This is a genomic window from Streptomyces polyrhachis (assembly GCF_042663125.1).
In the GTDB taxonomy this organism is placed as follows: Bacteria; Actinomycetota; Actinomycetes; order Streptomycetales; family Streptomycetaceae; genus Streptomyces; species Streptomyces polyrhachii.
Genome location: NZ_JBHSZO010000001.1, coordinates 224585 through 250877 on the forward strand (window position 1 = coordinate 224585; position 26293 = coordinate 250877).

A 26293-nucleotide genomic window follows, 5' to 3' on the forward strand; every position below is an offset into this window, starting at 1 on the left:
GCGAGCGGGCCCCGGCCCTCCCCGGGGGGGAGGAACGGGGCCCGCTCGGTGCGGCAGTCGGGGATCCGACCGGGTCAGTGGTGCCCGTGACCCGAGGTGATCTCCTCGTACTCGGCGGCGGTGGGCTTGGCGATCTGGCCCTCCGGGCCGAAGGCGTGCTGCGAGAGCTTCACCCGCAGCCGCTCCAGCAGCTTGGGCTTGCGCACCACGCCGTTGTCGTCGACCGTCGGACCGGCTTCCAGCGGCTGGTACTGCTCGTGCGCCGTCAGCTTGTAGCGCTCGCCCGCCGACAGCGGCTCGTGCACCTCGATGAACTCACCGTGCGGCAGGCGCTTGATGATGCCGGTCTCGCGGCCGTGCAGCACCTTGTCGCGGTCCCGGCGCTGCAGGCCCAGGCAGATCCGCTTGGTGATGACGTAGGTGATGACCGGGATCACGAAGAACCCGATACGCACGAACCAGGTGATCGCGTTGATCGACAGGTGGAAGTGCGTGGCCCACAGGTCGTTGCCGCCGGCGATCATCAGCACCACGTACGCGCTCATCCACGCCACGCCGAAGGCGGTGCGGCTGGGCACGTCGCGCGGGCGCTGGGCGATGTTGTGCTCGCGCTTGTCGCCGGTCAGCCACGACTCGTAGAACGGGTAGAAGGCGAGCAGCACCGGCAGGACACCGACCAGGAGCAGCGGGATGAACACACCGAAGTTGATGGTGTGGCCCCAGAAGTCCCACTCCCAGGCGGGCATCGCGCGGATCATGCCCTCGGAGAAGCCCATGTACCAGTCGGGCTGGGCGCCGGTGGAGACCTGGTCGGGGCGGTAGGGGCCCATGACCCAGATCGGGTTGATCGACGTGGTGCCCGCGATGAAGGCGACCACACCGAAGACCAGGAAGAAGAAGCCGCCGGCCTTGGCGATGTAGACCGGGAGGAGCGGCATGCCGACGACGTTGTCGTTGGTGCGGCCGGGCCCGGCGAACTGGGTGTGCTTGTGGTAGAAGACCAGGATCAGGTGCGCGACCAGCAGGCCGAGCATGATGCCGGGGACCAGCAGCACGTGGATGGAGAAGAACCGCGGGATCACGTCCGTGCCCGGGAACTCCCCGCCGTACAGGAACATCGCGATGTACGTGCCGACCAGCGGCACCGCGAGGATCGCGCCCTCCATGAAGCGGACACCGGTGCCGGAGAGCAGGTCGTCGGGGAGCGAGTAGCCGGTGAAGCCGGCGATGCAGCCCAGGACCAGCAGCGAGAAGCCGAAGAGCCAGTTGACCTCGCGCGGCTTGCGGAAGGCGCCGGTGAAGAAGACGCGCATCATGTGGATCGCCATGGCGGCGACGAAGATCAGCGCGCCCCAGTGGTGGATCTGCCGGATCAGCAGACCGCCGCGGACCTCGAAGGTGATGTCCAGCGTCGAGGCGTACGCCTCGGTCATGTTGATGCCGTGCATCGGCTCGTAGGCGCCGTGGTACTCCACCTCGGCCATCGACGGGTGGAAGAACAGCGTCAGGTAGACACCCGTGAGGATGACGATGATGAAGGTGTAGAGGCAGATCTCGCCCAGCATGAAGGACCAGTGGTCCGGGAAGATCTTGCGCATGTTGGCCTTGGCCAGGCCGTAGATGCCCAGCCGGCCGTCCGCCCAGTCGGCGATGCGCTCGCCGGCGGGCGCCTTGCCGCGGCGGCTGTCGGTCGTAGTCGTCGTTGACATGCTCATCCCCGCTCGAAGAAGCTCGGGCCGACCGGCTCGGTGAAGTCACCGAGCGCCGTGAGGTAACCCTCGTCGTCCACGTCGATCCGCAGCTGCGGCAGGGGGTGGCCGGCGGGGCCGAAGATCACCCGCGCGCCGTCCGCGAGGTCGAAGGTCGACTGGTGGCACGGGCACAGCGCGTGGTGCGTCTGCTGCTCGTAGAGGCTGACCGGGCAGCCGACGTGGGTGCAGATCTTGGAGTAGACCAGGATGCCGTCGTGGCCCCACTCGGCGGAGCGGGCGTCCTTGATCTCCTTCGGCTGGATGCGCACGATCATCAGCGCGGCCTTGGCGATCTGGTTGTTGAAGTCGTGCGCGTCGTTCTTCAGGCTCTCCGGCTTGGCGAAGGAGAGCGAGCCGACGATGATGTCCTCGGGCTTCAGCGGCTCGTCGGTGTTGATGTTGACCAGCCGCTCCCCCTTCTTCCACATCGTGTGGCGGAGCTTGTCCTTCGGCAGCGGGCCGAGGTCGCGCAGCAGCATGACACCGGTGAGCGGCACCATGGCCAGCGCGCCGAACAGGGTGGTGCGCAGCAGCTTGCGCCGGCCGAAGCCGGACTCCTCCGCGCCCTGCTTGAAGTCGGCCATGACCTTGGCGCGGACGTCCTCCTCGGCGGCGATCGGGTGGCGCTGGTCCACCAGTTCGACATCCGACATGAGCGTACGGGCCCACAGCACGGCGCCCGCGCCGATGCAGAAGAGCGCGATGCCCATGGTCACGCCGAGCATCAGGTGCAGGATGCTGACGTTGCCCAGCGGCCAGACGTAGTGCAGCTCGTCGATCGGGAAGGCGACGAAGCTCGCGATGAAGCCGATCGTCGACAGCATCGACAGGACGAACAGGAACGCCACCGTGCGCTCGGAGCGCTGGGCGGCCCGCTCGTCGATGTCCTGCTTGCGGGGCTCGTGCGGCGGCAGGCCGGGGTCGGCGAAGGGGTCCTTCCCGTCCGCGGCGACGGCTACCGAGCCGTGGGCTCCCTGAGCGCTGTGCTCTTCTGGCTGATGTTCAGCAGACATCTCGTTCTCTGATCCGCTACTCATGACTTCTTGGCCTTTGCGGTGTGCGCGGCGACCCAGACGGCGACGACGACCATCGCGCCGAGGCCGAAGATCCAGCCGAAGAGGCCCTCCGCGACCGGGCCGAGACCGCCGAGGTCGAAGCCGCCCTCGGTGGGGGCGTCGGGACCGTTGACGTCCTCCAGGAACGCGACGATGTCCTGCTTGTCCTTGGACGGCAGCACCGTGTGCGGGAAGGAGGGCATGTTCTGCGGGCCGGTCTCCATGGCCTCGTAGATGTGCTTGGGCGAGACGCCCTGCAGCGAGGGCGCGTACTTGCCGTCCGTGAGGGCGCCGCCCTTGCCGGTGAAGTTGTGGCACTGCGCGCAGTTGGTGCGGAAGAGGTCGCCGCCGTTGGGGATGTCCCCCCCGGCGGGGTCGTACTCCTTCGCCTCCGGGATGGCCGGGCCGGGGCCCAGCGAGGCGACGAACGCGGCCATGGCCTCGATCTCGTCGTCGTTGTACATCCGCGGCTTGCGGGGCGCCTGGGCGCCGGGCTGCTGCAGCGGCATCCGGCCGGTACCGACCTGGAAGTCCACGGCTGCGGCGCCGACTCCGACCAGGCTCGGCCCGTCGGAGGTGCCGGCACCCCCGGTGCCGTGGCAGCTGGCGCAGCCGACCGCGAAGAGCTTCTTGCCCTCCTCGATCTTCTGGGCCTGCGTACTGGTCTCACCCTGGGCCTGGGCCGTGCCCGCGGGTGCGAACGTGGCGTACAGCCCCCCGGTGGCCGCCAGCGCGATGAGTAGGACGAGCAGCGCTGCCAGCGGATGGCGCCGTCGTGCGGAGAGCTTTTTCACGTCTACCCCGGTGTCAGGATCTCTGTACGTCGATGTGCTTCGGTGCGTATGCGTCCGGCCGGGCCGGTTACTTGATCAAGTAGATCGTGGCGAAGAGGCCGATCCAGACCACGTCGACGAAGTGCCAGTAGTAGGACACGACGATCGCCGCGGTGGCCTGGTGGTGCGTGAACCTCTTGGCCGCGTACGTCCTGCCGAGCACGAGCAGGAAGGCGATGAGGCCACCCGTCACGTGCAGGCCGTGGAAGCCGGTGGTCAGGTAGAACACCGAGCCGTACGGGCCGGACGAGAGCGAGATGCCCGCGTGCTTGACCAGCTCGACGTATTCGGTCACCTGACCGCCGATGAAGATCGCACCCATCACGAAGGTGATCGAGAACCAGGTGCGCAGCTTCTTCACGTCGCCGCGCTCGGCGGCGAAGACGCCCATCTGGCACGTGAGGGAGGAGAGCACGAGGATGATCGTGTTGCCGAGCGAGAACGGGACGTTCAGATGCTCGGTCTGGGAGTGCCAGTACTCGGCCCCCATCACCGATCGCAGGGTGAAGTACATCGCGAAGAGGGCCGCGAAGAACATCAGCTCGGAACTCAACCAGATGATGGTTCCGACGCTGGTGAGGTTCGGTCGGTTGACCGACGGGTGCGCGTGCCCGGTATCTACTGCAGTTGCTGTCGCCACGTCCGACATTATGTCGGTCGCTTATCCGCGCCTCACTTCGGGGGGTGCCAAATGGAGTGTCGGACCCCCGACCAGGTACCCCGTACGCCTCAACGGGCGTCACCCGCAAGGGTGGCCGCCGGGTAGGGGGACGGCGCCGCGGGCTCGCCCCTGGCGCGATCTTCCTTGGTACGAAGGCTCCTCCCGGCGTGTCTCCGGGCAGTAGGCTCTGCTCCGGCAGGGGATCCGGGCCGCGTGCCCGCCCCTGCAGCGCAGTGCGACTCACGTACAGCCCAGCGCCAGTTACGCCGGAGGAACGATGCCCCCGACCGCCTCGCAGGTCCCCGCGCTCCACGTGCTCGTCTACAGCGACGACGCCCACACCCGCGAGCAGGTCCGCCTCGCGGCCGGCCGCCGGCCCGCGGCCGATCTGCCGCCCGTCGAGTACGTGGAGTGCGCCACGCTGCCCGCGGTGCTCGCGGAGTTGGAGAAGGGCGGCATCGACGTCTGCGTGCTGGACGGCGAGGCGACGCCGGCCGGAGGCATGGGCGTGGCGCGGCAGTTGAAGGACGAGGTCTTCCAGGCGCCGCCGGTGCTGCTGCTGATCGGCCGCCCGCAGGATGCCTGGCTCGCCACCTGGAGCCGCGCGGAGGCGGCCGTCGCGCACCCGGTGGACCCGGTGGCGCTGGCCGACGCCCTGGCGGGGCTGCTCCGTACCCGCCTGGGCGCCGGCGTCGCGTAGCGCTCCGCTCCTCAGAGCTGCGGGCGCAGCCGGGAGGTGTCGCCGGGGGTGTGGCCCTCGCGCGATCCCGCGGTCAGGACGCTGCCCTCGCGCCATTCGTCCCAGGAGACGTTCCAGTCCCCGAAGCCGTTGCCGAAGGGGTCCATGTCCTCGCCGGAGCTGTTGACGACCTCGACGACGTCGCCGGGGCGGACGTTCTCGTAGAACCACTGGGCGTTGCCCATCGACATACCGGTGCAGCCGTGGCTGACGTTGGCGCTGCCCTGGGAGCCGACGGACCAGGGGGCGGCGTGCACGTACTCGCCGCTCCAGGTGACGCGGGTCGCCCAGTAGACGTCCATGTCGTAGTCCTCGGAGGTGCCGCCGACGCCGATGCTGGCGCCGGTCATCCGGACGTTCTGCTGCTGCTCCAGGATGACCTTCTTGCCGTTGCGGGTGTCGAAGCCGGGCTTGCCCGTGGTCACCGGGATCTCGTTGACGAGCTTGTCGTCGCGGTAGAAGCTCATCTGGTGGGTGGAGGCGTCCGTGATCGCGACGACCTTGGCGCCGATGTTCAGCTCCAGCGGCCGGGCGGCGCCGGCGTAGAGCCCCTCGCGCACCTTGATGCCCTCCAGGCTGCTCGTCAGCCGCACCTTGGAGTGGGCCGGCCAGTACTCCCGGGGCCGGTAGTGGAGTTGCTTGTCGTCGACCCAGTACCAGGCGCCCTCGACCTTGGGGGTGGAGCTGACGCGCAGACCGCGTTCGACGACGGCCCGCTGCCGGGGGTCCTTGACGGGCTGGTCCAGCTTCACCGTGAGGGGCTGCCCCACGCCGTAGGTGCCCTTCTCCGGGCCGAAACTCAGCTTCAGGGGCTTGGCCTTGCCCTGGTAGACGCCGGTGCGGAAGGAGAACGTCCGGCGCCCCTGGGCCTGCGAGGAGTCCTCGGTGGTGACCCGCACCGTGTAGCCGGCGTTGGCGGCCAGGGCGGTGGTGGAGCGCCAGCGGGTGCCGTCGTCGGTGAGTTCGCCGCGCAGGTAGCGCCCGCCCGCGTCGCGGGCGATGACGTCGGTGATCCGGCCGCCCTCGCCGGTGGCCTTCAACTCCAGCGGCTTGCCCGGGTCGATCTCCTTGGCCCCGTCGGCGGCCGCTCCGGTGAGGGCGACCTGGCGGGAGGCGTCATACGGCTTGGTGGACAGGGGATGCGAGGACTGCGAGCAGGCGGCGAGCCCCGCCGTGAGCGGAACCAGCAGCATCGCGCAGCTCAGCGCCGTGCGGCGTCGGGGGGTGTGACTCATAGAAGAAAACTATGTAAATCACATTAATGTCCGCCCTCCGAGTGACCCGAAAGGGGAGGCCCTCCACCCGGATGGGTGGAGGGCCTCCCCTTCTGCGCTACCCGACGGCGTGTCCCCTGGCCCTGCGGCCCGGGGGCGCCGGCGGTGGTCACTGGTTCTGATCGGCTCCGCGGTAGTACTCGAAGACCCAGCCGAAGACGCCCAGGAGGATGAACGGCAGGGCGAAGAAGACCAGCCACCAGCCGATCGCGATGCCCAGGAACGCGAGGGCGCCACCGAAGCCGAGCGCCAGCGGCTGCCAGGAGTGCGGGCTGAAGAAGCCCAGCTCACCCGCGTCGTCGGCGACGTCGGCGGCCTTGTTGTCCTGCGCTCCGGTGTCCACCCGGCGGGCGGTGAAGACCAGGTAGTACCCGATCATCAGCGCCAGCGCGAAGGCCATGAAGAGGGCGGTGGTACCCGCCGGCTCCTTGGACCAGACACCGTAGACGACGGCCACGAGCAGGATGAAGCCCGCGAGCCAGTTGAACATGTGCCCCTGGATCTTCACTTGCCGGCCTCCTTTCCACCGGAGAGGGCGGCGGCACCGTGGCCGCCGTCACCCTCGAGCATGTCGCGGGAGAGCTCCGGGTGGTGCAGGTCGAACGCCGGCGATTCGGAGCGGATACGCGGCAGGGTGAGGAAGTTGTGCCGCGGCGGCGGGCAGGAGGTCGCCCACTCCAGCGAGCGGCCGTAGCCCCACGGGTCGTCGACGTCGACCTTCTTGCCGTACTTGGCGGTCTTCCAGACGTTGTACACGAACGGCAGCATCGAGGCGCCCAGTACGAACGAGCTGATCGTGGAGAAGGTGTTCAGCGCGGTGAAGCCGTCGGCCGCCAGGTAGTCGGCGTATCGCCGCGGCATGCCCTCGGCGCCCAGCCAGTGCTGGACGAGGAACGTGCCGTGGAAGCCGCAGAACAGCAGCCAGAAGGTGATCTGGCCGAGGCGCTCGTCGAGCATCTTGCCGGTGAACTTCGGCCACCAGAAGTGGAAGCCGGCGAACATCGCGAAGACGACCGTGCCGAAGACGACGTAGTGGAAGTGCGCCACCACGAAGTACGAGTCGGAGACGCTGAAGTCCAGCGGCGGCGAGGCCAGGATGACGCCGGTCAGGCCACCGAAGACGAAGGTGACCAGGAAGCCGATCGTCCAGAGCATCGGCGTCTCGAAGGACAGCGAGCCCTTCCACATGGTGCCGATCCAGTTGAAGAACTTCACCCCTGTCGGCACCGCGATCAGCAGTGTCATGAAGGAGAAGAACGGCAGCAGGACCGCGCCGGTGACGTACATGTGGTGCGCCCACACCGTCACCGAGAGGCCGGCGATCGCGATGGTCGCGCCCACCAGGCCGATGTAGCCGAACATCGGCTTGCGGGAGAAGACCGGGATGATCTCCGAGACGATGCCGAAGAACGGCAGCGCGATGATGTACACCTCGGGGTGGCCGAAGAACCAGAACAGGTGCTGCCAGAGCAGCGCCCCGCCGTTGGCCGGATCGAAGATGTGCGCCCCGAACTTGCGGTCGGCCTCCAACGCGAAGAGCGCGGCGGCCAGCACCGGGAAGGCCAGCAGCACCAGCACACCGGTCAGCAGCACGTTCCAGCAGAAGATCGGCATCCGGAACATCGTCATGCCGGGGGCGCGCATGCAGATGATCGTGGTGATGAAGTTGACCGAGCCGAGGATCGTACCGAAGCCCGACAGCGCCAGACCCATGATCCACATGTCGGCGCCCATGCCCGGCGAGCGGATCGCGTCCGACAGCGGGGTGTAGGCGAACCAGCCGAAGTCGGCCGCGCCCTGCGGGGTGATGAAGCCGGCCACCGCGATGGTCGAGCCGAAGAGGTAGAGCCAGTAGGCGAACATGTTCAGCCGCGGGAACGCCACGTCGGGCGCGCCGATCTGCAGCGGCATGATCCAGTTCGCGAAGCCGGCGAAGAGGGGCGTCGCGAACATCAGCAGCATGATCGTGCCGTGCATCGTGAACGCCTGGTTGAACTGCTCGTTCGACATGATCTGCATGCCGGGACGGGCCAGCTCGGCGCGCATGAAGAGCGCCAGCACACCGCCGATGATGAAGAAGACGAACGAGGTGATCAGGTACATCGTCCCGATCGTCTTGTGGTCGGTGGTCGTCAGCCACTTCACCACGATGCTGCCGGGACTCTTGGGGCGCACGGGCAGCTCGTTCTCGTACGAGTCGTCAGCCGCGGCGGCACCCTGGGATTCGTTGAGGATGCTCATGACTTCTTGGGCTCCACGTTCCTGGCGTTCTCCGTCTGGGCGATGCCCGCGGGGATGTAACCGGTCTGCCCCTTGTCGGCCAGCTCCTTCAGGTGCGCACGGTAGCGCTCCGGGGAGACGATCTTCACGTTGAAGAGCATCCGGGAGTGGTCGACGCCGCACAGCTCGGCGCACTTGCCGAAGTAGGTGCCCTCCTTGGTGGGGACGACCTCGAAGTAGTTGGTGTGGCCGGGGATGACGTCCTGCTTCATCAGGAACGGCACGACCCAGAAGGAGTGGATGACGTCGCGCGAGGTGAGCACGAAGCGGACCCGCTCGCCCTTCGGCAGCCACAGGGTCGGGCCCGGGTTGCCGGTCTCCGGGTTCTTGTCACCGGGGATGCCGTAGTCGTAGACGCCGCCCGTGCCGGTGCGGGGAATCGCGTCCAGCTGCTTCTGCGGAAGCTGCGCGATCTCCTTCGGCGGGTTCTTCGGGTCCACGTCGCTCAGGTAGTTGAAGCCCCAGCTCCACTGGTAGCCCACCACGTTGATGACGTGCGGCGGCTTCTTGACCGTCTCCAGCAGCCTGCTCTCGTCGCGGGCGGTGAAGTAGAAGAACACCGAGACGACGATGAGGGGGACCACCGTGTACAGCGCCTCGATGGGCATGTTGTACCGGGTCTGGGCGGGGACCTCCACCTTGGTGCGGCCCCGGCGGTGGAAGACCATGCTCCACACGATCAGGCCCCAGACCAGCACGCCGGTCGCGAGCGCGGCCGCCCACGAGCCCTGCCACAGGGAGAGGATCGTGGGCGCCTCCTCCGTGACCGGCGTGGGCAGGCCGAGTCGGGGGAAGTCCTCCCAGGTGTATGAGCAACCGGTCGCGGTTGCGAGGACCAGGCCCGCAGCCAGCGCCTGCGGCAGCCTCCGCCGCACGGTGCGCCGCGAGGAGCGGTCGGAGCCGTTGGGACTCACGTAGCGCCTTCCCGAGAGTCGCGGCCCGCGTCGCGCCCTTCGTCTCCGGGGGGCTCGCGCGGGCAGGGGTATGGATGTTTACGCGGACCAAACCCTACTGGACGGCATTTGGTGCCGCTCGGGGAGGGTGGCTTGACGCGGCCCCACGCCGCCGAAGGGGTGAAACACCAGGTGCGGGCGGGCGCTAGCGTGGTCGTGTGAGCTATTTCGACGCCGCTTCCTCCGTCCCCCTGCACCCCGTCGCCACGCAGGCGTTGCACGCCGCGCTGGACGAGGGGTGGGCCGATCCGGCGCGCGTCTACCGCGAGGGGCGGCGGGCCCGGCTGCTGCTGGACGCCGCGCGCGAGGCCGCCGCCGAGGCGGTGGGCTGCCGGCCGGACGAGTTGAGCTTCACCTCGTCGGGGACTGCCGCGCTGCACCGGGGTGTTGCCGGGGCGCTGGCCGGCCGGCGGCGCGCGGGGCGCGGGCTGGTCGTCTCGGCGGTGGAGCACTCGGCGGTGCTGCACGCCGCCGCCGCGCACGAGGCGGCGGGCGGCACGGTCACCGAGGTGGGCGTGGACCGGCTGGGGCGCGTCTCCCCCGCCGCCTACGCCCAAGTACTGGGTGCGGACACCGCGTTGGCGGTACTGCAGTCCGCCAACCACGAGGTGGGGACGCTGCAGCCGGTGGCGGAGGTGGCCGACCTGTGCGCCGATCGGGGGGTGCCGCTGCTGGTGGACGCCGCCCAGTCGCTGGCGTGGGGGCCGGCCGCTCTGGACGCGGGGGCGCGCTGGTCGCTGCTCGCGGGCAGCGCGCACAAGTGGGGCGGTCCGGCGGGGGTGGGGCTGCTGGCCGTACGCAAGGGGGTGCGGTTCGCGGCCCCGGGTCCGGCGGACGAGCGGGAGTCGGGGCGCGCGCCCGGCTTCGAGAACATCCCGGCGATCGTCGCCGCGGCGGCCTCACTGCGGGCGGTACGGGCCCAGGCGGCGGCGGAGGGGGCGCGGCTGCGCACGCTGGTCGACCGGATCCGTACCGAGGTCCCCCGGCTGGTCCCCGACGCGGAGGTGGTGGGCGATCCGGAGCACCGGCTGCCGCACCTGGTGACGTTCTCCTGCCTGTACGTCGACGGCGAGGCGCTGCTGCACGGACTGGACCGCGCGGGCTTCTCCGTCTCCTCCGGCTCCTCGTGCACCTCCTCCACCCTGATGCCCAGTCACGTGCTGCGGGCGATGGGCGTGCTCTCGGAGGGGAACGTGCGGGTGTCGCTGCCGCCGGGCACGCCCGGTGCGGACGTGGAGCGCTTCCTGGCGGTGCTGCCGGGGGTGGTCGCGGAGGTACGGGCCCAACTGGGCGCCCCGGGCGGGGAGTCGGCCCCGGCCCCCGCGGCCCGTGCAGCTCCGGAGGGACCGGCGGTCGTGATCGACGCACTGGGCAGGCGCTGCCCCGTCCCGGTGATCGAGCTGGCGAAGGCCCTCGGCGGTGTCCCCGTGGGCGCCACGCTCAGCGTCCTGTCGGACGACGAGGCGGCGAAGCTGGACATCCCGGCGTGGTGCGGGATGCGGGGCCAGGAGTACGTGGGCGCGCAGCCGTCCGCGAAGGGCGGGACGGCGTTCACGGTGCGGCGGCTGAGCTGAGCGCGGACGGGCCAGGAGGGTGGGGCGGCGCGGCCGTCATTCCGGCCGCCCCATCCCTCCTGGCCCGTCCGGCGCTTGAGGGCTTCGGGCGAAGCCCGAATCGCGCCGCAGGCGCCACGGCAACCGGCGTCAGCCGAGGTGCTCCTGGACCTCCGCCGCCGCCTCGACGCCGTACGCCTTCGAGAACCGCTCCATGAAGTGCGCCCGCCGCAGCTCGTACTCCTGCGTGCCCACGGTCTCGATGACCAGCGTCGCGACCATGCAGCCGACCTGCGCCGCCCGCTCCGGGCCGACGCCCCAGCCGAGCCCGGCCAGGAACCCGGCCCGGAAGCCGTCGCCCGCGCCGGTGGGGTCGACGACCTCGGTCTCCTCCGGGCAGGCCACCTCGACGGTCGGCGCGCCGACCGACTCGATGCGCACGCCGTGCTTGCCGAGGGTGGTGATCCGCGTGCCGACCTTGGCGAGGATCTCCTCGTGCGACCATCCGGACTTGGACTCGATGAGCCCCTTCTCGTACTCGTTGGAGAAGAGGTACGCCGCGCCGTCCAGCAGCTCGCGGATGCGCTCGCCGTCCATCCACGCGATCTGCTGCGAGAAGTCGGCGGCGAAGGGGATGCCGCGCGCGCGGCACTCCTCGGTGTGGCGGAGCATCGCCTCGGGGTCGTCCGCGCCGATCAGCACCAGGTCCAGGCCGCCGACGCGGTCCGCGACGGTCTTCAGCTCGATGTGCCGGGCCTCGGCCATGGCTCCGGTGTAGAAGGAGCCGATCTGGTTGTGGTCGGCGTCGGTGGTGACGACGAAGCGGGCCGTGTGCAGCATCTCGGAGATGCGCACCGAGTGGGTGTCGACGCCGTGGCGCTCCAGCCAGGCGCGGTACTCCTCGAAGTCGAAGCCCGCCGAGCCCACCAGCACCGGCGCGGCGCCGAGCTGGCCCATGCCGAAGGAGATGTTCGGACCGACCCCGCCGCGCCGGATGTCCAGCTTGTCGACGAGAAAGGAGAGGGACACCGTGTGCAACTGGTCTGCTACCAGTTGGTCGGCGAAACGCCCCGGGAAGGTCATCAGATGGTCGGTCGCGATGGAGCCGCACACAGCAATACGCACGGACGGAAGCCTACCGCCTGGTAAGGGTTCCACCGCAAGGCCGGGGTGCGTACCGTCGGATCTATGACAAAGCACCCGCATCCGCATCGCCCCGTCGCCACCCCCCTGGAGCTGGACGGAGGGCTGGCCGAGCTGCGCGGCGACTGCGCGCGGATGGCGCCGCACTGGACGGCGCCGGTCGCGGGCGGCGGGGAGGCTTCCCCGGAGCCCGCGCGGATCGGCGGGCTCGCGCGGATCACCGTGCCGGCCGCCTCGGCGGAGCTGCTGAAGGGGACGGCGGAGTACGGGGACTGACCCCGGCTGGAACCATCGCGGGCCGCTCCCCGTCCCATCGGCGGATCCGATGGGACGGGGAGCGGCCGATATGAACGAGAAGTCCTCTGAGTCAGGGCCGGGCGCGCGCAGGGCGCGGCGCCGGCTGCCGCTGACGGCTGCCGCCGTCGGGCTGGGGGCGCTGCTCGCGGGCGGGGACGTGCCGTACGTGGCGGCGCGCACGGGCGGGGGTTCGGCGCCGGCCGCGGACCCCTCGGACGGCGGGCGGCCGCCGATGCTCCGGCTCGACCCGTGGGCGGGGGTGTCCCCGGGGACGGGTGCGCCACTGGAGGCGGCGGGGCGGCTGCCGGCGGGCGGGCCGTCGTCGGCGCGGGTGTACGAGGCGGTCGGCGCGGTGTCGTCCCGGTCGGTCGCCCGGCTGGGCGGGGCGCTCGGACTGCGGGGCGAGCCCCGGCACGTCGACGGCGGGTGGCTGCTGGGCCGGGAGCGGGGGGCACTGCTGCGGGTGGAGGCGGCGGGGGCCTGGACGTTCACGCGCTACGCCCCCGACGCGGCCGTCCCCTGCGTCCCCGGGGAGGCGTGTCCGCTGCCTCCCGGCGACGGCACCGGCTGCTCGGAGACGGTGTGCGTGGACGGGTTGCCGCCGGTCTCCGGGCGGCGGGCGCGGGACGTGGCGTGGTCCGTACTGCGGGCGCAGGGGACGGGCGGGGCGAAGGTCGACGCCGGGCGGACGTACGGCTCGCTGCGGGAGGTGGCCGCCGATCCGGTGGTCGGGGGGCTGCCGACGGCGGGGTGGCGGACGCTGGTGCGGGTGGACCACGACGGGCGGGTGACCTGGGCCTCGGGGCAGCTCGCGCGGGCGGTCGCCGGGCGGTCGTATCCGGTGATGGGGGCGGCGCAGACACTGCGGGCGCTGAACGGGCCGGCGGGCGGCGTGCGGCCCGCCCTCCCGAAGCCGCCGGACTGCGCCACCGCGGTTCCGTACGGGAGCGAGGGGCCGCCCGGGGTGCTCGGTGAGGACGGCGGGGTCGGGGAGGTGCAGCCGTGCGCGCCGAAGGAGTGGCGCGCGCCCGGGGTGCGGGGGGCGGAGTTCGTGCTGGCGGCCGGGCGCGACGCGGGGCGTCCGGTGCTGGTGCCGTCCTGGCTTTTCGAGGTCTGGCCGGGCGAGGTGCTGGCGTATCCGGCGGTGGAGTCGCGGTACGTGGTGTGGGAGCCGGCGGCCGGGAAGCCGTCCGCGTCGGCATCACCGTCCCCGTCCGCGTCCGCGCCGCCGTCCGGTGGCGCGCGGCTGCCCGTGGCGGCGGCCTCCTACACCGCGGCCGGCTCGGAGTTGACGGTGGCCTTCTGGGGCGGGGTCTGCAGTACGTACACCGTGTCCGTCGCGGAGGCGGGCACCTCGGTGCGGGTCTCGGTGACCGGCGTGGAGGAGCTCGGACCGGGGCAGGCGTGCATCGAACTGGCGAAGGAGTTCCGCCGGACGGTGCGGCTGGAGCGGCCGCTGGGGAGCCGTACGGTGGTCGACGCGTCCTCGGGCGCGCGGGTGCCGCGGGCGTGAGGGACATGCCGAACGCCCCGGAGGACCAGGCCCTCCGGGGCGTTCGGCGATGACGTGCCGCGGGCGCCGGGCGCCCGAGGGGGTCAGCTGAAGGAATCGCCGCAGGCGCAGGAGCCCGTGGCGTTGGGGTTGTCGATGGTGAAGCCCTGCTTCTCGATGGTGTCGACGAAGTCGATCGAGGCGCCGGTCAGGTACGGGGCGCTCATCCGGTCGGTCACGACCTTCACGCCGTCGAAGTCCTTGACGACGTCGCCGTCGAGGGAGCGCTCGTCGAAGAAGAGCTGGTAGCGCAGGCCGGAGCAGCCTCCGGGCTGGACGGCGACGCGCAGCGCCAGGTCCTCGCGGCCCTCCTGCTCGAGCAGGCTCTTGACCTTCGCCGCCGCGGCGTCGGACAGGAGGATGCCGTCGGTGGTCGTGGTGTCGTCCTGAACGGTCATTCGCGTGTCTCCCGGGTTGCATGGACTGCTGCCGGTGTGGTTCAACCGGCGAGCCCTTGGATTCATTCCCATGCTCCCATACGTGCCGCGCGGGTGCGTGGGGCGTCCGGGCCGGCCGGCGGTCCCGGGCCGGGATGGGGTTTGCGTCACAGTGACGCTTCGCGGTGTCGTCGATGTGACGCGAAGCGGCTATGATAGATAGCGTCATAATGACGAAAAAGCTGTGCCCGAACAGAAAGGGTTGGTGCCGTGACCACCGCCCATGAGCTTGACGTGACGCCCACTCCGCTCGCCCTCCTGCTGCTCGGCCGCGAGGCCGACCCGGCGAGCGAGCGCGGCGTGGACTGCCCCGGCGACCTCCCCTCCCCTTCCGACCCGGACCTGGTGGCCCGGGCCCGCGCGGCCAAGGAGAGGCTCGGCTCGAAGGTCTTCGTCCTCGGCCACCACTACCAGCGCGACGAGGTCATCGAGTTCGCCGACGTGACGGGCGACTCCTTCAAGCTGGCGCAGCAGGCCGCCGCCCGGCCGGACGCCGAGTACATCGTCTTCTGCGGCGTGCACTTCATGGCGGAGTCCGCCGACATCCTCACCAACGACGCCCAGCAGGTCGTCCTGCCGGACCTGGCCGCCGGCTGCTCGATGGCCGACATGGCCACCGCCGAGCAGGTCGCCGAGTGCTGGGACGTGCTCACCGAGGCGGGCATAGCCGACGTCACCGTGCCGGTGTCGTACATGAACTCCTCCGCCGACATCAAGGCGTTCACGGGCAAGCACGGCGGCACCGTCTGCACCTCCTCCAACGCCCAGCGGGCGCTGGACTGGGCCTTCGAGCAGGGGGAGAAGGTGCTCTTCCTGCCCGACCAGCACCTCGGGCGCAACACCGCCGTCCGCGAGATGGGGATGTCGCTGGAGGACTGCGTCGTCTACAACCCGCACAAGCCGAACGGCGGCCTCACCGTCGAGGAGCTGCGCGCGGCGCGGATGATCCTGTGGCGCGGGCACTGCTCGGTGCACGGGCGCTTCTCGCTGCAGTCCGTCGAGGAGGTACGCGAGCGCGTGCCCGGCGTGAACGTACTGGTGCACCCCGAGTGCCGGCACGAGGTCGTCAAGGCGGCCGACCACGTGGGCTCCACCGAGTACATCATCAAGGCCCTAGAGGCCGCGCCGGCCGGCTCGAAGTGGGCGATCGGCACCGAGCTGAACCTGGTCCGCCGGCTGGCAAGGCAGCACCCGGACAAGGAGGTCGTCTTCCTCGACCGCACGGTCTGCTTCTGCTCGACCATGAACCGCATCGACCTGCCGCACCTGGTCTGGACGCTGGAGTCGCTGGCCGAGGGCAAGGTCGTCAACCGGATCGAGGTCGACAAGGAGACCTCGGACTTCGCGCAGCTCGCACTGGAGCGGATGCTCGCGCTGCCGTAGGCCCCTCTTCCGACGGCCCCCCGTCCCGGTGTTGGATGGGGGGCGTGATCTTGCGCCCGCTCCGCGACAGCCGGGACGACGCCGAGGCCGTCATCGCGGTCACGGCCGCCTGCTCCGACGATCCGCCGGCCGACTGGCCCCCGGTCAGGGCCGTCCGGCACCTCAGCCGCGCCCGCCACTTCGCCCGTACCGACCCGGGCGGCTGCTGGCTCGCGCTGGACGCCTCGGGGCAGCCGGTCGGGGCCGCCGTCTCCTCCGCCCGGGAGGGGACGTGGGGGCTGCCGTTCCTCGGCGTGGTGCCCGAGGCGCGGGGCAGCGGGGTCGGCACGGCGCTGCTGCGCCGCACGCTGGAGTACGGGCGCGGCTGCCTGCGCGGCATCGTCGTGTCCCCGGAGCATCCGGCGGCCGTACGCGCGTACCGGGCGGCGGGCTTCACCCTGCACCCGGCGATGGAGCTGTCCGGCACGGTGGACGCGGCCCGGCTCGCGGCGGTGGACGGGCCCGTCGTCGAGGGCGGGCCCAAGCACCGGGACCTGCTGGACTCGGTGGACCGGGCGCGGCGCGGGGGCGCGCACGGGCCCGACCACGAGGAACTGCTGCGGCACTACCGGCTGGTGGTGGCCGACGACCTCGCGGGCAGCGGCTACTGCTATCTCGGCGAGGACCGGGTGGAGTGCCTGGCCGCCACCTCGCGCCGGATCGCGACCCGGCTGCTCACCGCGGCGCTGCTCAGCTTCGAGCCGGGGACGCGGGTCGGCGTCGCGGACCTCACCGCCGAGCAGGAGTGGGCGGTGGACGTGGGCCTGGCGGCGGGCCTGACCGTGGCACCGCACGGCTTCGTCTGCCTGCGCGGCATGCGACCGCCGATGCCGTGGGTTCCTTCCCAGGGCTTTCTGTGACGCCCGGCCAGTGATCCGGGGCAGCTTCCCGTACCCCTCCCCCATGCGACGAGCCTGCCGGCAAAGCCGCTGAACGCGGTTCCGCCGGCAGGCTCGCTGCTTCTGTTTCTGCGCGGGCTCCGGTCAGACCTTCGCCGGCTCCTGCTCCGCCGCCGGGGCCGGGAGCGCCGCCGACGCGGCGCGCTTGGCCGCGCGCCTGGTACGGCGGCGTTCCTTGCCCAGCTCCACCATCGCGTAGAGCGTGGGGACCAGCAGCAGGGTCAGCAGCGTGGAGGAGACCAGGCCGCCGATGACCACGACCGCCAGCGGCTGCGAGATGAAGCCGCCGTCGCCCGTGACGGCCAGGGCCATCGGGGTCAGGGCGCAGATCGTGGCCAGGGCCGTCATCAGGATCGGGCGCAGCCGGTGGCGGCCGCCCTCGATGACCGCCTCGACCACGCCGTAGCCCTGCTCGCGGTACTGGTTGATCAGGTCGATCAGCACGATCGCGTTGGTCACCACGATGCCGATCAGCATCAGCATGCCGATCAGCGCCGGGACGCCCAGCGGCGTACCGGTGGCGACCAGCAGGCCGATCGCGCCGGTCGCCGCGAACGGGATCGAGACCAGCAGGATCAACGGCTGGATCAGCGAGCGGAAGGTCGCCACCAGCAGCATGAAGACGATCGCGATGGCCGCGAGCATCGCCAGGCCGAGGGAGGCGAAGGCCTCCTCCTGGTCCGAGGAGAGGCCGCCGACGGCGATGGTGACGCCCTCGGGGAGGTCCTTCTCGATTTCCTTGACCTTGGTCTGCAGCTCCGCGCCGACCGCGCCGGTGTTGTCCCCGACCGGCTTGGCCGAGACGGTCGCGGCGCGGGCGCCGTCGATACGGGTCTTCTGCACCGGGCCGGGGACGGTCTCGACCGTGGCGATCTTCTCGACCTTCACCGGGCCGGCCGGCGTGGTCAGCGTCAGCGCCTTCAGCTCCGCCTCGGTACGCGCCGGCTCGGCGGACTTCACCAGCACGTCCAGCGTGGAGTCGTCGATCGTCGCCTCGCCGGACTTCGAGCCGCGCACGGCCTGGGTGACCGCCTGGCCGAGGCTCAGGCCCGTGAAGCCGTAGCGCGCGGCCTCCGGCTTGGCCGTGACCGTCACGCGCGGGATGCTCTGCGCCAGGTCGGAGGTGACGTCGGTGACGTCGTCCAGCTCGGCGATCTCCGTGCGCACCTGCTCGGCTGCGGCGCGCAGCTTCGCGTCGTCGGCGGACTTCACCACGACCTTCAGGTCCTGGCTGGCGAAGCCGTCGCCCGCGGCGACCGTCGCCTCGCCGATACCCTCGCCCAGCTCCTCCAGGCCCGCCCGCAGCCCGTCCACGACCTGCGCGGAGTCCGCGTCGTCGGCCAGCTTCAGCTGGAAGGACGCCTGGTTGGCGCCCGTACCGCCGCCGAAGGCCGCCATCCAGCCGGAGGAGCCGATGGTGACCTGGTAGTCCTCGACGCCCTTGGTGCGGCCCACCAGCTCCTCGATCCGCTTGGCGGCGTCGTCGGCCGCCTGCAGGCTGGTGCCCGGCGCCAGCTTCTGGCTGATGCTCAGCACCTCCTGGTCGCCCTGGTCGAAGAAGTTGGTCTTCAGCATCGGCGCCAGGCCGAAGGTGCCGACCAGCACGGCGAAGGCGATCAGCACGCTGGTCAGCCGGCGGCGGGTGGCGAAGCGCAGCACGGGGACGTAGAGCCGCTGCAGCAGGCCGCGCGACTCCTTCTCCTCTGCCTTCGCCCGGATGTCCTCCAGGGTCTCGCCGGCGGCGGCCTTCGGCGTGCTCATGAACCAGTACGACAGCACGGGCACGACCGTCAGCGACACCAGCAGCGAGGCGAGCAGCGCCACCGTCACGGTGAGGGAGAACGGGCCGAAGAACGCGCCGATCATGCCGCCGACGACACCGATCGGCAGGAACACCGCGACCGTGGTGAGCGTCGAGGCGGTGATCGCGCCGGAGACCTCGCGCACGGCCGTGACGATGGCCTGGGTGCGCTCGGTGCCGTACGCCAGGTGCCGCTTGATGTTCTCAAGCACCACGATCGAGTCGTCCACGACCCGGCCGATGGCGATGGTCAGGGCGCCCAGGGTGAGCATGTTGAGCGACATGTCGCGGGTCCACAGCACGACCAGCGTCAGGACGACCGAGAGCGGGATGGAGACCGCGGTGACGAGCGTCGAACGCAGGCTGACCAGGAAGACCAGGATGACGACCACGGCCATCACCAGGCCGAGCAGGCCCTCGGTGGAGAGCGCCTCGATGGCCTTGGAGACCTGCGGGCCCTGGTCGGAGACGACCGTCAGCTCCGCGCCGGCGCCCAGGTCCTTCGCCAGCTCCGGCAGCTTGTCCTTGACCGCGTCGGAGATGGCGACGGCGCTGCCGTCCTGGCCCATCGTGACGACGATGCCAAGGCTGTCGCGGCCGTTGGTACGGGTCACGGAGACGATGTCACCCGGCTGCTCGGAGACCTCCGCCACGTCGCCCAGGCGCACCGGCTTGCCCTTGCCGGTGGGCGAGGCGAGGCGCAGGTCCTGGATCTGCGCCAGCGAGGTGTAGCCGCCGCCGGTCTGGACGGTCTTGCTGGTGCCGCCGTCGGTGAAGGCGCCGGCCGGCAGCGAGACGCCGCCCGCCTGGAGCGCCTGGCCGACCAGTGCGCCGTTGAGGCCGGCCTTCGCCAGCTTGGCGTCGTCGACCGTGACGGCCACGACGCGCTCGCGCACGCCGTCGACGGCGACCTGGCCGACGCCGTCGATGTCCTTCAGGGCCGGGACGACGTAGGTGTCGAGCTTCTCCGCCAGGGTCTTGTTGTCGGCGCCCGGCGCGGAGGCGGCCAGCACCACGGCCGGCATGTCGTCGGTGGAGCCGGCGACGACCTGCGGGTCCACGTCCTCCGGCAGACCGGGGCGGGCGCGGTTGACGGCCTGCTGGATGTCGGCGGTCAGCCGGTCCACGTCGCTGCCGTAGTCGAACTGCGCCATGAGCACGGCGGAGCCCTCGGAGGCGGTGGCGGTCAGGCCGGTGATGCCGTCGACGCCCTGGATGCCGTCCTCGAGCGGCTCGACGACCTGCTTCTCCACCGCGTCCGGCGAGGCGCCGTGGTAGGGCGCCAGGATCGAGACGACCGGGAGGTCGACGGGCGGGAGCAGGGTCTGCTTCAGCTGGGGGATCGCGATCGCGCCGAAGGCGATGGCCACGATGGCCATCAGCGCGACGAGCGTGCGCTGCTTGAGGCTGATACGGGACAGCCAGGACATGGTCTGTGGGTGTCTCTTCCTTGCGGGGGCGGGCGGAGGCCGCGGACAGAGTCTTTACGCGGCCCCTACACCCTTGCGCACGTCCGGGGCGCGGACGTCAGCCCCCGGGAGGGGCCTGGCGGGCGTGGCATACCGCGAACGCAGTACGCCGCTTCCGCCCTCGGCAGGAGCGCGCGGCGCGGCGGCTATCCGCCGGGGCGGACCAGTCCCGTCTCGTAGGCGATCACCACGAGCTGGGCGCGGTCACGGGCGCCGAGTTTCGTCATCGCGCGGTTCACGTGCGTCTTCACCGTGAGCGGTGAGACCTCCAGCAGTTCGGCTATCTCGTCGTTGGAGAGGCCGCCGCCCACCCAGGCCAGCACCTCGCGCTCGCGGCCGGTCAGTGCTGCGAGGCGCTGCGCGTGGGCTGCGGGGTCCGTGTCGCCCCGAGCCAGGAACCGGGTGATCAGGCCCCTCGTCGCGATCGGCGAGAGCACCGCCTCCCCGTGTGCGGCGAGGCGGACGGCCTGCAGCAGCTCCGCCGGCTCGGCGCCCTTGCCCAGGAAGCCGCAGGCACCCGCGCGCAGCGCCTCCACCACGTACTCCTCGACCTCGAAGGTCGTCAGGATCACCACCCTTACCTGGGCGAGCGCGGGGTCGCGGGTGATCCGGCGGGTGGCGGTCAGGCCGTCCACACCGGGCATCCGGATGTCCATCAGGACGACGTCCGCGCCCTCCTCGCGCACCAGCTTCACCGCCTCCTCGCCGTCGGAGGCCTCCCCCACCACCTCCAGGTCCGGCTCGGATTCCAGCAGCACCCTGAAGGCGCTGCGCAGCAGTGCGTGGTCGTCGGCCAGCACGACCCGGATCACGCGGTCGCCCCGTCGCCGCGCGGCGGTCCCTCGCAGCGGACCTGCAGCGGCAGCCGCACCTGCACCTCGTACCCCGCGGCGCCGTCTGCCCGCGCTCCCGCCCGGCAGCTGCCGCCCAGCGCCGCCGTGCGCTCGCGCATGCCTATCAGCCCGTGGCCGCCCGCCTCCGCCTCCGCCCCGTCCGGCCCGCGGCCGTCGTCGCGCACGGTGACCTCCAGGGCGCCGTCGCGCTTGAGGACCCGCGCCTCGACCCGCACGTCGGGGCCGGCGTGCTTGTGCGCGTTGGTCAGCGCCTCCTGCAGCACCCGGTACGCCGTGAGGTCGACCGCTCTGGGCAGCGCGCCGTCCACGCTGACCTCGACCGCGACCGGGACCCCGGCGCGTTCGAAGCCGTCGAGGAGCTGGTCCAGCACGCCCAGTCCCGGCGCCGGCTCCTTGGGTGCCTCGGGGTCGCCGGACTGGCGCAGCAGGCCCACCGTCGCGCGCAGCTCCTCCAGCGCGGCCCGGCTGGCCTCGCGGACATGCGACAGGGCCTCCTTCGCCTGGTCGGGGCGGGCGTCCATGACATGCGAGGCGACGCCCGCCTGGACGTTGACCAGGGCGATGTGGTGGGCCACCACGTCGTGCAGCTCGCGGGCGATGCGCATGCGCTCCTCGGTGACCCGGCGGCGGGCCTCCTGCTCGCGGGTCGCCTCGGCCCGCTCGGCCCGCTCCTTGATCGCCTCGACGTAGGCGCGCCGGCTGCGCACCGCGTCGCCGATACCGGCCGCCATGCCGCCCCAGGCGAAGACGCCCAGATTCTCGTCGGCGTACCAGGGCCGCTCGCCGAAGAGCATCATCGCCCCGGTGAGGACGCCGACCGTGACCACCGCCAGCCGCCAGGTGGTGTGCCGGTCGGTGCGCGCCGCGACGGTGTAGAGCGCCACGACGGCGCTCAGCGCGATCGGCGCGCGCGGATCCCCCGAGGCCAGCGCCACATGGCCGACGGTCAGCGCGCCGGTCAGCACCAGCACCGTGCGCGGCGCGCGCCGGCGCCAGACCAGCGCGGCGCTGGCGGCCACCGCGACGGCGGCCTCCAGCGCGAAGGGGTCGACCGGCGGCGGCGAGTCGGGACGCCCCGAGGGGTGCACCGCGCCCAGGACGATCAGCCCCAGGACCACGGCCGCGACCAGCGCGTCCAGGGCGTAGGGACGGACGCGGAACCAGCGGCGGACAACGCCGGGAAGAGCACTCACCGATACCTCCCCCAGACTCTGCGCCCACGCTCACGGACCCGCACGCGGCAGCGCGCGGCCCCGGCCGGGCGGCCGACAACCGATGAACAAATCGTACGGTCCCGGTCCGCCCGGGCCGGGCGGCCTGTGGACAACCCGGGCCGGCCCCGTACCAAGCCCCGTACCCGGACCCCGCACACACCGCACGCCCCGGTCCGCGAAGCCGGGGACCGGGGCGTGCGCGACCGCGGCTCAGCCCGGGATCAGGCCATCCCCGCCGAGCAGCGCGCGGACCTCCTCCAGCGTCGCCTCCGCAGCCGGAAGGATCAGCTCCGAGGGCTCCAGCGCCTCGTCCGGCAGCGGGGTGCCCAGCTCGCGCACCTTCGCCAGCAGTTCGGCGAGGGTGCGGCGGAAGCCCGGCCCGTCGCCGTTCTCCATCTCCCGCAGCAGCTCGTCGTCCAGCTTGTCCAGCTCGACCAGCCGGCTGTCCGCCAGCCGCAGCTGCCCTTCCCCCATGATCCGTACGATCACGACGGCCTCCCATGGCCCGTAGTGCTACCGCTGTCCGGCCCTGTCCGCGCCGCGTCCCGCACAGCCCGTACGGAAACGCGCCCGCGCCTACTTCTCGAAGCGCGGCACGTCCTGCTGCCTGGCGCCGCTCTCGATGGACGGCTGCGGGGTGCTGCCGCCCGTCAGCTCCGCCTTCATACGCTGCAGCTCCAGTTCGACGTCCGCACCTCCGGAGAGCCGGTCGAGCTCCGCGGTGAGGTCGTCCTTCGCCATTCCGGTCGGGTCGTCGAGCGCCCCGGAGGCCATCAGCTCGTCGATCGCGCCGGCCCGCGCCTGCAGCTGCGCGGTGCGGTCCTCGGCCCGCTGGATCGCCAGGCCCACATCGCCCATCTCCTCCGAGATCCCGGAGAACGCCTCCCCGATGCGCGTCTGCGCCTGGGCGGCGGTGTAGGTGGCCTTGATGGTCTCCTTCTTCGTACGGAAGGCGTCCACCTTGGCCTGCAGGCGCTGCGCCGCCAGCGTCAGCTTCTCCTCCTCGCCCTGCAGCGTCTGGTGCTGCACCTCGAGGTCGGCGACCTGCTGCTGCAGGGCGCCCTTGCGGGAGAGCGCCTCGCGGGCCAGGTCCTCCCGGCCCAGGGCGAGGGCCTTGCGGGCCTGGTCGTCGTACTTGCCGCCGTCCGACTGCAGCTTGTTCAGCTGCAGCTCCAGGCGCTTGCGGGAGGTCGCCACGTCGGCGACGCCGCGGCGCACCTTCTGCAGCAGCTCCAGTTGCTTCTGGTACGAGTAGTCGAGGGTCTCGCGCGGATCCTCGGCCCGGTCCAGGGCCTTGTTGGCCTTCGCGCGGAAGATCATTCCCATCCGCTTCATGACACCGCTCATGGGCCTCGCGCGCCCCCTTCTGACATCACTGCCGACGAGTTGCCTGCTCAACAAACCTTCAGGGAACCCACAGTACGGGCCCCCTCTCCATTACCGCACTGCCTCCGGCCCGATGCGCCCTCCCGCAGGAGGACTCCCGCCCCCTCCCCCTCCGGCTCAGGGCTGATCCCGGACCCTGACGACGTGCCCTGTCCGTATGACACGTCTGCCGTTGCCGGATCGTTCCCGGGCGGCCCGCGGCCCACACCTGCGCACCCCGTATCCTTGTGACCTGTGTTCAAGAGCCGCTCCAAGGACGAGAAGGCCGCCCCGCCGCAGGATGCGGCCCCGGCGGACCTGAGCAAGCAGACCCGCGACCCGCAGGCGCCCAAGGGCCGCCCGACGCCCAAGCGCGCCGAGGCGCAGTCGCAGCGCCGCACCCTCGCGACCCCGGCCAACCGCAAGGAGGCCGCCAAGCGCGCCCGCGAGGAGCGGCGCGCGTCGATGACCAAGCAGCGCCAGGCGCTCGCCGGCGGCGACGAGCGCTATCTGCCGGCCCGGGACAAGGGCCCCGTGCGCCGCTTCGTCCGCGACTGGGTGGACTCCCGCTGGCACGCGGCGGAGTTCTTCCTGCCCGTCGCCATCGTGATCCTGGCGCTGGGCATGATCGGCTCGCGCAACGCCTCGCTGCTGACGCTGACGAGCATCCTGTGGGCGGTCATGATCGTGGCCATGGTCGGCCAGTCGGTGTTCACCGCGCGGCTGCTGAAGAAGGCCCTGCGCGAGCGCTTCCCGAACGAGAACCTCCGCGGCGCCGTCTTCTACGGTGTGATGCGCACGATGCAGCTGCGCCGGATGCGCCTGCCCAAGCCGCAGGTCAAGCGCGGCCAGCAGCCTTGAGCCTGTTCGCCGCGGGTGCGGACGCCTGGCTGGGAAAACTGGGCGCGCTGCGCGACACGGTGCGCCAGGAGCTGGTGGCGCGCCAGCTCGCCGAGCGGCTGCCCCGCCCCTCGGGCCTGTCCGTCCTGGACGTGGGCTGCGGCCAGGCCACCCAGGCGCTGCGACTGGCCCGCGCCGGCCATACGGTGACGGGCCTGGAGGCCGATCCGGCGATGCTGGCGGCGGCGCGCCGCGCGGCGGCCGGCGCGCAGGGGCTGACGCTGGTCGAGGGTGACGGGCGCCGGCTGGACCGGCTCTTCCCGGCGGCGTCCTTCGACGTGGTGCTCTGCCACGGGGTGCTGATGTACGTACCCGAGCCGGAGCCGTTCCTGGCCTCCCTGGTGCGCGTACTGCGCCCGGGCGGTCTGCTCTCCCTCCTCGTGCGCAACGCGGACGCCCTCGCGCTGCGTCCGGCCCTGGAAGGGGACTGGGCCACCGCGCTGGCGGCCTTCGACGACCCGTTCTACCGCAACCGCCTGGGCATGGACGTACGCGCGGACCGCCGGGCGGAGCTGACGGCGACGCTGGCGGGGCTGGGCGCCCGGGTGGACGACTGGTACGGGGTGCGCGTCTTCACCGACTGGGCGCCCGACGGCACGCCGCCGCCCGCCGAGGCCGACCGGGAGGCGCTGCTGCGGGCGGAGGAGCGGGCCGCGCGGACGGATCCGTACCGCGCGGTGGCGGCGCTGACCCACCTGTGCGCACTCCGCGAGGGCTGACGCACTCCCGCGGGCGGCCGCCGCGCAGCGGCCGCCCGGGCGGCCTCCTCAGCCCTCCTCCGCCGCGCGCAGGCTCATCGGGCCGTAGACCTTCGTGCCGTCCTCCAGCAGCGTGACCTGCTCGACGCCGCCGCCCAGGAGGTCCTTCCAGACCTCGCCCAGCCAGGATTCCGCGTCGCCCTGGGTGGACCAGTCCTCCGGCTGCACCGGCGGCGTGGTCTCGGTGCCGTCGGCCTTCTCGAAACGCCAGGTCCACGTCGCCATGTCCAACCTCCGTCGGTGCCGCTGAGTCCTCTGAGTCAGTCGTACGCAGCGTATCCGCCCGCGTGCGCCCCCGGGGGAGTGCCCCGTGGAGCGCGGGCGGAACTCCCGCGCGAGGATGGCCCCGTGGACATCACCCTGCTCGGCACCGGTGCGCCCGGTGGGCTGCCCCTGGCCGACTGCCCCTGCGCCCGGTGCGCGCTGGCCCTCGGCGAGGACGCGCGTGCCGCCACCTGCGCCCTGGTCGACGGCGCGCTGCTGCTGGACCTCACCCCGGGCGCCGCGCTCGCCGCCGCGCGGGCCGGGCGCTCGCTCGGCGGCGTCCTGCAGGTGCTGCTCTCCCACCCCCACGACGGCCCCGCCCTCACCGTCCCCCCGGGGCTGCCCGCCCCGGGCCGCTCCCCCGACGGCGAGGAGCTGACACTGCTCAGCGGCCACCGGGTACGGGCCCTCGCGGTGGACGTCCCCGGTACCGGCTACGCGGTCACCGCCCCCGACGGCGGCCGGCTGCTCTACCTGCCGCCGGGCGCCGGTGTCGCGGGCGTCCCCCGGCGGCAGGCGGCGCGGCCGCGGCCGTACGACACCGTGCTGATGGACGTCCTGGGCCGCCCCGACGCGCTGGCCCGGCTGCGCGCCGCGGGCGCCGTCGGCCCGCAGACGGACGTGCTCGCCGTCCACCTCGGCCACGAGGCGCCCCCCGGGGCCGAGCTGCGCCGGCGGCTGGCCGCCGAGGGCGCGCGGGCGGTGGCGGACGGCGCCTCGCTGCGTGCCGGCGACGCCGAGCCGCCCGCCGTGCCCCGCCGCACCCTCGTCCTGGGCGGCGCGCGCTCGGGCAAGTCCGTGGAGGCCGAGCGGCGGCTG

At 71.9% G+C, this 26293-nt stretch carries 24 protein-coding genes and 1 pseudogene; 9 read left to right on the plus strand and 16 right to left on the minus strand.

Annotated elements, in window-relative coordinates:
- Nucleotides 1-74: 74 nt before the first annotated feature.
- The 4 genes from qcrB to ctaE all read right to left on the minus strand — a co-directional run bounded on the left by qcrB (nucleotide 75) and on the right by ctaE (nucleotide 4288).
- Nucleotides 75-1709, minus strand: coding sequence for a cytochrome bc1 complex cytochrome b subunit (gene qcrB, locus ACFQLX_RS00990; RefSeq protein ID WP_386410586.1), 1635 nt, complete (start codon nucleotides 1707-1709; stop codon nucleotides 75-77).
- Between the two features lie 2 nt (nucleotides 1710-1711).
- Nucleotides 1712-2764, minus strand: a complete 1053-nt coding sequence (qcrA, locus tag ACFQLX_RS00995) for a cytochrome bc1 complex Rieske iron-sulfur subunit (protein ID WP_386410589.1) — start codon at nucleotides 2762-2764, stop codon at nucleotides 1712-1714.
- A gap of 20 nt (nucleotides 2765-2784) precedes the next feature.
- A complete protein-coding gene (gene qcrC / locus ACFQLX_RS01000; RefSeq protein ID WP_386410591.1) occupies nucleotides 2785-3600 on the minus strand; it encodes a cytochrome bc1 complex diheme cytochrome c subunit in 816 nt (271 codons plus the stop codon).
- Between the two features lie 67 nt (nucleotides 3601-3667).
- The gene (ctaE, locus tag ACFQLX_RS01005; RefSeq protein ID WP_386410593.1) at nucleotides 3668-4288 is read right to left on the minus strand and encodes an aa3-type cytochrome oxidase subunit III; all 621 of its coding nucleotides are present in this window, start codon (nucleotides 4286-4288) and stop codon (nucleotides 3668-3670) included.
- A gap of 289 nt (nucleotides 4289-4577) precedes the next feature.
- Between ctaE and ACFQLX_RS01010 the strand changes: the two genes are divergently transcribed.
- Complete coding sequence (locus ACFQLX_RS01010; protein ID WP_386410596.1) at nucleotides 4578-5000, plus strand: hypothetical protein; 423 nt, start codon at nucleotides 4578-4580, stop codon at nucleotides 4998-5000.
- Nucleotides 5001-5011: 11 nt separating this feature from the next.
- On the opposite strand, the gene ACFQLX_RS01015 is transcribed toward ACFQLX_RS01010, so the two are convergent.
- From ACFQLX_RS01015 to ctaC, 4 genes are all read right to left on the minus strand, one after another.
- Nucleotides 5012-6274, minus strand: coding sequence for a L,D-transpeptidase (locus ACFQLX_RS01015; RefSeq protein ID WP_386410599.1), 1263 nt, complete (start codon nucleotides 6272-6274; stop codon nucleotides 5012-5014).
- 148 nt (nucleotides 6275-6422) lie between these two features.
- Complete coding sequence (locus ACFQLX_RS01020) at nucleotides 6423-6821, minus strand: cytochrome c oxidase subunit 4 (RefSeq protein ID WP_386410602.1); 399 nt, start codon at nucleotides 6819-6821, stop codon at nucleotides 6423-6425.
- Nucleotides 6818-8554 carry an aa3-type cytochrome oxidase subunit I gene (ctaD, locus tag ACFQLX_RS01025; RefSeq protein ID WP_386410605.1) on the minus strand — a complete coding sequence of 579 codons (1737 nt, stop codon included), beginning with the start codon at nucleotides 8552-8554 and terminating at the stop codon, nucleotides 6818-6820. Before ctaD ends, ACFQLX_RS01020 begins: the two co-directional genes overlap by 4 nt.
- Nucleotides 8551-9507 (minus strand): aa3-type cytochrome oxidase subunit II, encoded by a 957-nt coding sequence (gene ctaC, locus ACFQLX_RS01030; RefSeq protein WP_386410608.1) that lies wholly within the window; start codon nucleotides 9505-9507, stop codon nucleotides 8551-8553. Before ctaC ends, ctaD begins: the two co-directional genes overlap by 4 nt.
- Before the next feature lie 197 nt (nucleotides 9508-9704).
- On the opposite strand from ctaC, the gene ACFQLX_RS01035 reads away from it, so the two are divergent.
- Entirely contained in the window at nucleotides 9705-11120 is a 1416-nt protein-coding gene (locus tag ACFQLX_RS01035) for a cysteine desulfurase/sulfurtransferase TusA family protein (protein ID WP_386410609.1), read from the plus strand.
- Nucleotides 11121-11249: 129 nt separating this feature from the next.
- Here ACFQLX_RS01035 and ACFQLX_RS01040 read toward each other — a convergent pair whose 3' ends face one another.
- Nucleotides 11250-12224: a carbohydrate kinase family protein gene (locus ACFQLX_RS01040; protein ID WP_386410612.1), complete on the minus strand. Its 975-nt coding sequence runs from the start codon at nucleotides 12222-12224 to the stop codon at nucleotides 11250-11252.
- A gap of 63 nt (nucleotides 12225-12287) precedes the next feature.
- Here ACFQLX_RS01040 and ACFQLX_RS01045 point away from each other — a divergent pair, with 63 nt between their 5' ends.
- Both ACFQLX_RS01045 and ACFQLX_RS01050 read left to right on the plus strand, forming a co-directional pair.
- Nucleotides 12288-12518: a hypothetical protein gene (locus tag ACFQLX_RS01045; protein ID WP_386410615.1), complete on the plus strand. Its 231-nt coding sequence runs from the start codon at nucleotides 12288-12290 to the stop codon at nucleotides 12516-12518.
- A 70-nt stretch (nucleotides 12519-12588) separates the two neighbouring features.
- Entirely contained in the window at nucleotides 12589-14052 is a 1464-nt protein-coding gene (locus ACFQLX_RS01050) for a hypothetical protein (RefSeq protein WP_386410618.1), read from the plus strand.
- Between the two features lie 83 nt (nucleotides 14053-14135).
- Here the strand turns inward: ACFQLX_RS01050 and erpA are convergent, their stop codons facing one another.
- Nucleotides 14136-14489 (minus strand): iron-sulfur cluster insertion protein ErpA, encoded by a 354-nt coding sequence (gene erpA, locus ACFQLX_RS01055; RefSeq protein ID WP_386410621.1) that lies wholly within the window; start codon nucleotides 14487-14489, stop codon nucleotides 14136-14138.
- 249 nt (nucleotides 14490-14738) lie between these two features.
- Here erpA and nadA point away from each other — a divergent pair, with 249 nt between their 5' ends.
- The gene (nadA, locus tag ACFQLX_RS01060; RefSeq protein WP_386410624.1) at nucleotides 14739-15911 is read left to right on the plus strand and encodes a quinolinate synthase NadA; all 1173 of its coding nucleotides are present in this window, start codon (nucleotides 14739-14741) and stop codon (nucleotides 15909-15911) included.
- A 44-nt stretch (nucleotides 15912-15955) separates the two neighbouring features.
- Nucleotides 15956-16810 (plus strand): GNAT family N-acetyltransferase, encoded by an 855-nt coding sequence (locus ACFQLX_RS01065; RefSeq protein ID WP_386410626.1) that lies wholly within the window; start codon nucleotides 15956-15958, stop codon nucleotides 16808-16810.
- Between the two features lie 123 nt (nucleotides 16811-16933).
- Here ACFQLX_RS01065 and ACFQLX_RS01070 read toward each other — a convergent pair whose 3' ends face one another.
- From ACFQLX_RS01070 to ACFQLX_RS01090, 5 genes are all read right to left on the minus strand, one after another.
- Nucleotides 16934-20080: an efflux RND transporter permease subunit gene (locus tag ACFQLX_RS01070; protein WP_386410629.1), complete on the minus strand. Its 3147-nt coding sequence runs from the start codon at nucleotides 20078-20080 to the stop codon at nucleotides 16934-16936.
- 185 nt (nucleotides 20081-20265) lie between these two features.
- Nucleotides 20266-20931 (minus strand): response regulator, encoded by a 666-nt coding sequence (locus ACFQLX_RS01075; protein WP_386410632.1) that lies wholly within the window; start codon nucleotides 20929-20931, stop codon nucleotides 20266-20268.
- A complete protein-coding gene (locus tag ACFQLX_RS01080; RefSeq protein ID WP_386410635.1) occupies nucleotides 20928-22166 on the minus strand; it encodes a sensor histidine kinase in 1239 nt (412 codons plus the stop codon). The genes ACFQLX_RS01075 and ACFQLX_RS01080 overlap by 4 nt, the downstream gene beginning before the upstream one ends.
- A 231-nt stretch (nucleotides 22167-22397) precedes the next feature.
- On the minus strand, nucleotides 22398-22676 hold the full coding sequence (pspAA, locus tag ACFQLX_RS01085) for a PspA-associated protein PspAA (protein WP_386410637.1): 279 nt from the start codon (nucleotides 22674-22676) through the stop codon (nucleotides 22398-22400).
- Nucleotides 22677-22763: 87 nt separating this feature from the next.
- Entirely contained in the window at nucleotides 22764-23534 is a 771-nt protein-coding gene (locus ACFQLX_RS01090; protein WP_386410640.1) for a PspA/IM30 family protein, read from the minus strand.
- A gap of 273 nt (nucleotides 23535-23807) precedes the next feature.
- Between ACFQLX_RS01090 and ACFQLX_RS01095 the strand changes: the two genes are divergently transcribed.
- Nucleotides 23808-24413, plus strand: a complete 606-nt coding sequence (locus tag ACFQLX_RS01095; RefSeq protein ID WP_386410643.1) for a DUF3043 domain-containing protein — start codon at nucleotides 23808-23810, stop codon at nucleotides 24411-24413.
- A gap of 71 nt (nucleotides 24414-24484) precedes the next feature.
- Nucleotides 24485-25171, plus strand: a complete 687-nt coding sequence (locus tag ACFQLX_RS01100) for a class I SAM-dependent methyltransferase (protein ID WP_386410680.1) — start codon at nucleotides 24485-24487, stop codon at nucleotides 25169-25171.
- A gap of 48 nt (nucleotides 25172-25219) precedes the next feature.
- Here the strand turns inward: ACFQLX_RS01100 and ACFQLX_RS01105 are convergent, their stop codons facing one another.
- A complete protein-coding gene (locus ACFQLX_RS01105; protein WP_386410646.1) occupies nucleotides 25220-25435 on the minus strand; it encodes a hypothetical protein in 216 nt (71 codons plus the stop codon).
- Between the two features lie 123 nt (nucleotides 25436-25558).
- On the opposite strand from ACFQLX_RS01105, the pseudogene ACFQLX_RS01110 reads away from it, so the two are divergent.
- Nucleotides 25559-26293: pseudogene (locus ACFQLX_RS01110) on the plus strand (bifunctional adenosylcobinamide kinase/adenosylcobinamide-phosphate guanylyltransferase); the annotation flags it as partial.

Coding starts and splice junctions, on each gene's coding strand:
- qcrB (WP_386410586.1), bottom strand. CDS start 1,709: ATGTCAACGACGACTACGACCGACAGCCGCCGCGGCAAGGCGCCCGCC.
- qcrA (WP_386410589.1), bottom strand. CDS start 2,764: ATGTCTGCTGAACATCAGCCAGAAGAGCACAGCGCTCAGGGAGCCCAC.
- ctaE (WP_386410593.1), bottom strand. CDS start 4,288: ATGTCGGACGTGGCGACAGCAACTGCAGTAGATACCGGGCACGCGCAC.
- ACFQLX_RS01010 (WP_386410596.1), top strand. CDS start 4,578: ATGCCCCCGACCGCCTCGCAGGTCCCCGCGCTCCACGTGCTCGTCTAC.
- ACFQLX_RS01015 (WP_386410599.1), bottom strand. CDS start 6,274: ATGAGTCACACCCCCCGACGCCGCACGGCGCTGAGCTGCGCGATGCTG.
- ctaD (WP_386410605.1), bottom strand. CDS start 8,554: ATGAGCATCCTCAACGAATCCCAGGGTGCCGCCGCGGCTGACGACTCG.
- ACFQLX_RS01045 (WP_386410615.1), top strand. CDS start 12,288: ATGACAAAGCACCCGCATCCGCATCGCCCCGTCGCCACCCCCCTGGAG.
- ACFQLX_RS01050 (WP_386410618.1), top strand. CDS start 12,589: ATGAACGAGAAGTCCTCTGAGTCAGGGCCGGGCGCGCGCAGGGCGCGG.
- erpA (WP_386410621.1), bottom strand. CDS start 14,489: ATGACCGTTCAGGACGACACCACGACCACCGACGGCATCCTCCTGTCC.
- ACFQLX_RS01070 (WP_386410629.1), bottom strand. CDS start 20,080: ATGTCCTGGCTGTCCCGTATCAGCCTCAAGCAGCGCACGCTCGTCGCG.
- ACFQLX_RS01090 (WP_386410640.1), bottom strand. CDS start 23,534: ATGAGCGGTGTCATGAAGCGGATGGGAATGATCTTCCGCGCGAAGGCC.
- ACFQLX_RS01105 (WP_386410646.1), bottom strand. CDS start 25,435: ATGGCGACGTGGACCTGGCGTTTCGAGAAGGCCGACGGCACCGAGACC.